1 pseudogene is annotated in these 873 nt (G+C 61.7%); it reads right to left on the bottom strand.

Going from position 1 to position 873, the window contains the following annotated elements:
- Window positions 1-873, bottom strand: a pseudogene (locus X965_RS18765) (TraI family protein); the annotation flags it as partial.

The raw sequence follows: 873 nt of genomic DNA, 5'->3' as shown, positions 1-873 counted from the left end.
CCCGCATAACCGTAGTCAATGTGCCGGTCAGCAGGCTCCGCCGGGTTAATCCGGATACTGTCCTGCCCGTCCGTCAGGGTCAGGGTGCCGTCATCGTGTATCTGACTGACGGTGCGGGTGCTGTTGACCACCCGCCCCCGGTTACGGTCGGTGCGGGTAAAGGTGACTTTCTCCCCTTCGGCTATCTCACGGGTTTCAGTCCGGAACACCTGAATATCCCGCGAGCTGTTCTCAAACGCGGAGAGCGGGATATCCCTGTTATCCGCATCCCGTAACATCACCACACCGTCCGCTTTGTCACTCTCTGAGACTGTCAGGGTGTAATAGGTATCACCCGCGAGGACGGTTTTGCCGTGATGCTGCGCCAGTCCGGCCACCGAGTGCAGAGACGCCGTCTGTGTTTTTTCCTGCACCAGTACCGGTATCCGGACGCTGCGCACGTCCTGCCCGGACGTCAGTGCCTCATGCACCCCGGCGTTGACCGCTGCTCTGTCCGCGTTGGTCTGCACCACTATCAGGGTTTTCTCCCGGGCTTCCGGTGTCCGGCTGCTGTAGTCACGGACAATATCGCGGATAACGCCGTCCTCCCCGGCCTGCATGACCGATTTTTCCGGTACATGCGCATCAGGCAGACGCGGCACGATGTCCGGGGACACATTTTCCAGCAGTGCGGCCGCCTGTTTCATCTGCCCGGCAATCACCGCCTCCACCGCCGGTTTCAGTGCCGGGGTCTGTCGGACAATCTCTTTCATGATGGCCGTATCCAGCGCGGAGCGGGTCTGTGCCAGTTCAAACGGCGTACCGCTGTCAATCGCCTGCTCCTGCGCGGTGTCCCCGCTCTTGACCGCACGGCCGCCGCCTGCCTCAATCACC

Source organism: Morganella sp. EGD-HP17 (assembly GCF_000512315.2).
GTDB classification, from domain to species: domain Bacteria; phylum Pseudomonadota; class Gammaproteobacteria; order Enterobacterales; family Enterobacteriaceae; genus Morganella; species Morganella morganii.
Note: the sequence above shows the minus strand (reverse complement) of the source record. Positions and strands in the feature narration are given on the sequence as shown.